A 6,253-nucleotide genomic window follows, 5' to 3' on the forward strand; every position below is an offset into this window, starting at 1 on the left:
ATGACCTCATGAAACCCTCACTGCCTCAGGGCGGCGGCAGCGGCACATCATTGATCCTGGGTGCAGCGGGTCTGGGCGCAGCACCGGGGACCGGCGCGGATGGCGGGGGGAGAATCGGATTGGGTGGCAGGCCGGTCTGCACAGGCGGGGTGTTCATGTTTCGACGCTGCGGCATGCCCCCGCCTTGATTCGGTGCTGCAGGCTGCTGGGTGGGAATGGCACTCCTGACCTCGACGGGTGGTGCGGCGGAGAGATCGGCAAAGCTGATCCAGCCAGCCTGATCTCCCTTCTGCAATTGAATGCGTGTCTTGTCCACGCTCTCGCCGGGTTTGACCGCACGGATCTTGATGCCCATTTCGTTTTCCGAACCAATGCGCGCCTCCATGACCTGAGAGGTGGTGCGATCCACTAGCACGGCGACGACACCGCCATCGATCTCATAGATGCCGGAGAGGCTAAGGTTGTCGGCGAAGTTCGGCCCCGTCGGTGCATCGGGTGAAGGCAGATCCTTCGTGGTGAAGATGGAGCGCTCCCACAGTGGGGCGAAGTGCTGCAGCTTTGGAAACGGCACGGGGTTGGCGTCTTTCTTCTGTGGCTCCTGGGCAGATGCGTGAGGGGCAAACATCGCCAACACCAGCAGAGAGAATGATAACGTGGAAAGTTTCATGGCTAGTTTGCTTTGCTGACCTTGGGGGCCGATTTCTCACGGTAGAACTGAGTGAACTCGACCTCGGCATTGATGGTCTTGTTCGTGCCGCTGGGATTGATCTGCATGCGGGTGATGCCGAGAAAACTCTGCGGCTGCTGCAGCGCATGGAGCCAACCGAAGAAGGCCTGCTCCTGAATGCCTGCGAGGGTGATCTTCACGGTGGCCTTGTCAAAGTAGCCGAGGTTTTCCTCCAGCGGCAGACCGTCAGGCCCCAGGACTCGCACGGCTTCGATGAATTCCTTGCCACCGATGCTGATGCCCTTTTTTTCAGCCTCGCCAGTGATAACTTCAAGCAGCTTGGCCGAAGCCTCCTGCCGACTGGTAAAGTTCGGGCAATGCTCCTCAAGCCAGCCGTACTTGTCCGCCCAATCCGCACCCTGAGAGATGGCGAGATTCATATCGGCGAGACGGTCGCGCAGGGTGTCGTTCTCCTCGCGAATGGCCGTGTAGTTGTTGAAGGCGTACATGAGCCCACCACCGCCGATGATGGCGAGGAACAGGAAGGCGAAGACGCCGAGCAGCACTTTCTCACTCTTCTTCATTCGCCCGGCCCTCCCTTCATCTCAAAGCTGGCACTGCCGTCGCTGGCAAAGGCTGGCGGCGGCCCGTTCAATGCGAAAGGAGCGAGCGCTTCGATCGACTTGAGCTCCTGGGTGTACTTGAACGCCAGGGAAGCGTCGGGCATGCGGCCGCGCAGGCTCATGCGCTCCGGTGTCCATTCCCAATGTGTGATGGAAACCTCCTTGGATGATTCAGGCTCCATGAGGTGCAGCAGAATTTGCTGCGGCCAGGTGGTGGGATCCACGGCAGGTGCGACCTCCTGCCACGCCTTTTTGTGATCCATGACACGCGAGGCACGCGGCGTAAGAACAGCGACCTTTTCACGCAGCAGGTTGCGCTCCTGCAAGGCCAGCGATGTGAGCGTGGCGACGAGGGCAATGGCCGCGGCGATCACGGTTCCAGTCGCCAGCGCCATGAAGCGTGTCTTTGCGCGGCGCGTCTGGCTTTGACGCTCGGCTGTGACATCCTGCGGCATGAGCAGGCTGGAGCCACGCTCTGGCATCGTCGGTGCCGGCATGTCGCAGCGGTAGGCGGCCAAACCGGTGACGCGCTGGATCTGCGTGATGTCGCCCTCGTCAATCCACAGCACAATGCTTTCGAGTCTGCCAAGAACGCCCTGGAAGCCGAGCTGCAGGCAGATGTTGTTGAGCTCCGCGAGTGCATTGACATCGAGTTTGTTCGCGGACAGCGGCGTGCAATAGATCAACTGCGACCCGCTGGTGATTGCGACAACGAGACGACCCAGCTCACGGAAAATCGTGAGGCTGTTTTGCACCATTGGATAGCACAGCGCGTGCAGCGTGACTTCATCCGGCAGCCGTGCGGTCTCGGTCAGCGACGTTGGCAGATCCTTGAGCGCAAGGATGCGTGTGAGATACGCGCCTTCTTTCCCCTGCATGTTGCGCACCTGCACAGTGGATTCCTCGTCCTCAGCTTTGATGCCCATGCGTTCGAGATGCAGCAACGCCATGCTGCGCAGATGCTCCGGCTGCCCCTTGAGCCAGGCGGGCAGGGCCCAGAAATGAACGGAGGGAAGTGCGAGAACCCGACGCTGGGCGTCTTTGCCAAATCTGGCACCTTCGGCGCTTAGTTCGGCGTGCAGCAGACATGAAGCGCCCTCCGCACCCATCCAGCTTTGCCAGACTTGTGCGCCAGGGAGCAGCAGCTCGCAGGGTGGTTTACGTGTTTTTGCCATGGGCGGGGATTTCACCACGCCAGACGGCCTTGCCGTCCTGCGTGATGAGGATGAGTTTGCGTTGCAGGGGGCCGAGTGAACCGACGCTTTCGATGCGTCGAATGGGACCGGCGAATTGAATCCATTGAGTGAGCTGCTGAAGGATCTGCGGCTGATAGACGCCCAGCAACTGCGCCACCTGGGGCACGCTGCTGAGACGCACATCATCCTGCGTGTGCAGCGCGCCATCGCGTCCGGCACGTAGAGTGAGCAGCGGCTGAATGCGCTCCATGGGCAGATCGGCCAGCAGCGCGATGAGCTCCGGGCGTGCGTCGTTCACATCGACACGACCATCGCCAAAAACAGTGAACCACTCGCGCCAATCGGGCCGTTCGACGTTGACGATGTCCATGCCGCGCACCAGCAGCATCTCTTCGACTTCTTTGAACGGGCGATTGAACGGCATGCCCTCGAAGCCCATCTTTTCGTAATCGCGCTTTTCGGCACCGTTGAGGCTGACATTGGCGTCTGCATCGACCCAATCCTTCAGTGCATCGCACAAGGCGGAGACAAACTGCTCCTTGAAGCCCCAGCTGGTGAACAGCCGACGCATCAGCACCTTGTCACCGGTCTGGATGAGATGGTTGGCGTTCAGCCGCGCCTCCTCGGCCACGAGCTTGACGTTGTAGCCGCCGCCGTCGTTTGCGTTGAAGTGCAGCAACGGATCGTCCTCCCGCATGACTGGATGACGCGCCACCTCAAGACCCATTTCTGCATAGCGTTTGGCAAAAATACGCCCGCGCATCATGCGCGTGTACTGCGAGTCAGCCTGCAGAGATTTGGCTCCCGCAAACATCACCATTCCGAGAATCGCGATCATCCAGAACACCACGATGAGTGCGGAGCCGCGCTGCAAGGACGCCTGACGAAGAGTGCAAGACGAAGGAATGACAAAGCCTGAACGAAGAGCGTGGACTTCCTGACGGGCAGCACTGCCCATCATTCCGTCTTCGGTCTTTGGAGGTTCAATGGTCATTGCGGCGGTGGTGCCTGAGGCACGCTGACCTGAGCCAGGTCGTTCGCGATCCAAAAGGTGTACTCGTGCTCACGCGGGTCGGCACTGAAGGCAAACTTGAGCTTCATGAAGAGCGGAGGCTGCGGGCGTTTCTTCGGATCCCAGCTGGTGAACCATTTCTTTTCCTCCGGCTCATAGAACTGCCACTGCATCTGCTTGAGCCCGTCGAGGATCGGCAGTTCGGCGATGAGGTTGTATTCTCCCGGCGTGCGGGCCTTGGGGTTAAGCTTGAAGTGACGCACCACGAGGCTCAGGTCTTTGGTCTCCCGATTGCGCACAACGCCAAACTCAACGGCATCGGCAAGCTTCAAATGACGCTCCCAAGCGAAGGGCATGTGGCCTCCGGCGATGAACATATTGCCCGAGGCACCGCGCGCGACTTTTTCCAGCCCGGCGCTGAGCTGTATGCCAGGGTCCATGGCTTCCAAATAGTCACGCCACTGGGTGACGAAGTTGCTGATGCGGGTCTCGGCCACGCGAGCGGTGCTCATGGATTTGCCCAGCTGCATGGCGCCGTTGGCCACGCCATAGACGGCGCTCAGGATGAAGCCGATGAGCGCCATGGCCATGATGACTTCGAGCAGCGTGAACGCGGCCTTAGATCGGACTGTGGGGCGAATACACATAGGTTTCCATGCTGCGTTTCATGCGCCGCGTGCGCCCGTCGTTGATCCATGCTTCGGCGCGGATGCGAAACATGTGGTCGAGCTTGACCTTGTCTTTGTTGATGAGTTCAACCTTCTCGATGGTGGCACTGGCGTCGATGTGATCAGCGGTGGGATTGAACGAAATGCTGGCGGCTTTGAACTCGGGCTGGTGCGCCACTTCGGCGAGCACGGACTCCAGGACACGCAGCACCTGCGCCTCCTGACGTGCGGAGGTGGATGCTTTGGCGATCTGCTCAATCGCCTGCGTCATGCTGACGGCCACGAATGAAAATAACGCGAGGGCGAGAATGATTTCGAGCAAGGCGAAACCCGAGGCGGATGAGGATGTGCGGGTGTGTTTCATCCTTTGACCAGAATGGATTTGCGTTTCGCACAGGCGGTGAGTGGATCGAAGCCGATCTCGATCTGCCCTGCCGGGCCGCTGATACGAACCTCGATGGGCTCACAGATGCCGCTGGGGCTGAACTCCCAGGCTTCGCCGCGTTTCGGCTTGCGAAAGGCGGCTTCGCCATAGCGGCGAACCTGCAGCATGCCACTGAACTCATCGCTCGTGCCAAACGCACCGGCGGAAAGCTCCATGCGTACTGTCTGCTGGCTGTTGAGCGCCTGCAGCATGTTTTGCCGGGCGGTGGTTTCGATCATGGCCGCCGCACGCCGCAGCTTGTCTTCAGCGCGAACGCCGGAGATGCTGACGGTGGCAATGCCAATGATCATCAGGGTGATCGACATTGCGACGATGATCTCCAACAGCGTGAAGCCTGCGCGGAAATGACGAATACCACGCTGAGCTTTCAGCGTGGTTTGCACGGTCTTTGGGATGGACTGGCAGGTCGTCATTCCGAGTTAGTCGTTATTGGTCCCAGCTACCGATGTCGTCAGCGTTGTCAGCCACGCCGTCGGGGCCTGCGGAATAGACATCGAAGCCGGTCTTGTCCTTCACGCCGGGGCGGCGGTAGTGGTAGGCGTTGCCCCAGGGATCAATGGGCAGCTTTTTGAGCTTAGGACTCCAGCTAGTCGGCGCGGGGCGACTGGTCGGTTTTTCAACCAGAGAGGATAGCCCCTGCTCGGTGGTGGGAAGGAACATGTTGTCCACTTCATAGGCACGCAGCGCCGAGCTGATACTGCTGATGTTGCCTTTCGCGGTGGTTTTCTTGCCGCCTTCAAGCACACCGCCAAAATTGACGATGGCTGCGCCCACAAGGAGCGCCACGATGGCGAGCACGAGGATCATCTCGACGAGGGTGAAGCCGTACGTCGGGAGGCGTGGTTGGGTTTGGGTGTGTTTCATGAGAATGTGTGGAGGAGAACCGGGCGGCTATTTGTTGATGCTGGAAATGGTCTGGAATATGGTGGTCATCATGAGGTAGGCCATGAGGCCGACCATGCCGGCCATGAGGCAGACGATGAGAGGCTGGATGAGCGCGGCGAGCGTGTCGATCTTCTTGCTGAGCTCGCGGTCAAAGCGCTCGGCGGCGCGTGCGAGGGCGGCAGGCATGTCGCCGGTTTGCTCGCCCACGTTCACCATGTCGATGAGCAGCGGTGGAAACTGCGCGCTGCGGTCCAGCGCGCGGGAAAGCGCGACGCCTTCACCCACGTTGCGCATGACGCTTTCGAAGCCCTGCTGCAGGTAAGGATTGTCGATGGCCTGATGGGTGAGCTGCATGGCCTGCACCATGGTGAGTCCGTTTCCAAGCAAGTTGGCCATCGTCTCCAGGAACTGGACGTAGAAGCGTGCGCGGAAGATGCCGCCGAAAAGCGGAAGGCGAAGTTTAAAATGCGCCCATGGAATCGCCGATTCGGGACGAGATACCCATGCCTTGCCGAGAATGTAGGTGGCGATACCGCCGAGGATGACCATCCACCAGGTGGCTTTGAAAGTATCGCTGATCTTCAGGATGATCTGCGCAGCAAAGGGCAGCGAGCCGCCGGTCGAATCGAGCATTTCCGTGAGTTTCGGAATGAGATAGACGACAAACAGCAGGGTGACGGCAACAGCGGCGACGATGAGAAATGCCGGATAGAGCAGTGCGGAGAGCACCTTGGACTTCAGCGCCTGTAGGGAGCGC

General features: G+C 59.9%; 9 protein-coding genes. All 9 read right to left on the minus strand.

Annotated elements, in window-relative coordinates; translation table 11 throughout:
* Positions 1 to 25: 25 nt before the first annotated feature.
* On the minus strand, positions 26 to 667 hold the full coding sequence (locus ACIREA_RS03710; RefSeq protein ID WP_397380679.1) for a hypothetical protein: 642 nt from the start codon (positions 665 to 667) through the stop codon (positions 26 to 28).
* Positions 668 to 669: 2 nt separating this feature from the next.
* Complete coding sequence (locus tag ACIREA_RS03715) at positions 670 to 1,251, minus strand: hypothetical protein (protein ID WP_397380681.1); 582 nt, start codon at positions 1,249 to 1,251, stop codon at positions 670 to 672.
* Positions 1,248 to 2,465, minus strand: coding sequence for a hypothetical protein (locus ACIREA_RS03720; RefSeq protein WP_397380682.1), 1,218 nt, complete (start codon positions 2,463 to 2,465; stop codon positions 1,248 to 1,250). Before ACIREA_RS03720 ends, ACIREA_RS03715 begins: the two co-directional genes overlap by 4 nt.
* Positions 2,449 to 3,480 carry a general secretion pathway protein GspK gene (locus ACIREA_RS03725; protein ID WP_397380684.1) on the minus strand — a complete coding sequence of 344 codons (1,032 nt, stop codon included), beginning with the start codon at positions 3,478 to 3,480 and terminating at the stop codon, positions 2,449 to 2,451. The genes ACIREA_RS03720 and ACIREA_RS03725 overlap by 17 nt, the downstream gene beginning before the upstream one ends.
* Positions 3,477 to 4,145: a type II secretion system protein gene (locus ACIREA_RS03730; RefSeq protein ID WP_397380686.1), complete on the minus strand. Its 669-nt coding sequence runs from the start codon at positions 4,143 to 4,145 to the stop codon at positions 3,477 to 3,479. Before ACIREA_RS03730 ends, ACIREA_RS03725 begins: the two co-directional genes overlap by 4 nt.
* On the minus strand, positions 4,117 to 4,530 hold the full coding sequence (locus ACIREA_RS03735) for a hypothetical protein (RefSeq protein WP_397380688.1): 414 nt from the start codon (positions 4,528 to 4,530) through the stop codon (positions 4,117 to 4,119). Before ACIREA_RS03735 ends, ACIREA_RS03730 begins: the two co-directional genes overlap by 29 nt.
* Positions 4,527 to 5,024, minus strand: coding sequence for a Tfp pilus assembly protein FimT/FimU (locus ACIREA_RS03740; RefSeq protein WP_397380690.1), 498 nt, complete (start codon positions 5,022 to 5,024; stop codon positions 4,527 to 4,529). Before ACIREA_RS03740 ends, ACIREA_RS03735 begins: the two co-directional genes overlap by 4 nt.
* A gap of 13 nt (positions 5,025 to 5,037) precedes the next feature.
* On the minus strand, positions 5,038 to 5,475 hold the full coding sequence (gspG, locus tag ACIREA_RS03745) for a type II secretion system major pseudopilin GspG (protein ID WP_397380692.1): 438 nt from the start codon (positions 5,473 to 5,475) through the stop codon (positions 5,038 to 5,040).
* A 27-nt stretch (positions 5,476 to 5,502) separates the two neighbouring features.
* Positions 5,503 to 6,253 (minus strand): type II secretion system F family protein (locus ACIREA_RS03750; RefSeq protein WP_397380694.1); only part of this gene is annotated, 751 nt, incomplete at its 5' end.

It is taken from the genome of Prosthecobacter sp. (genome assembly GCF_044373815.1).
Taxonomy (GTDB): Bacteria; Verrucomicrobiota; Verrucomicrobiia; order Verrucomicrobiales; family Verrucomicrobiaceae; genus Prosthecobacter.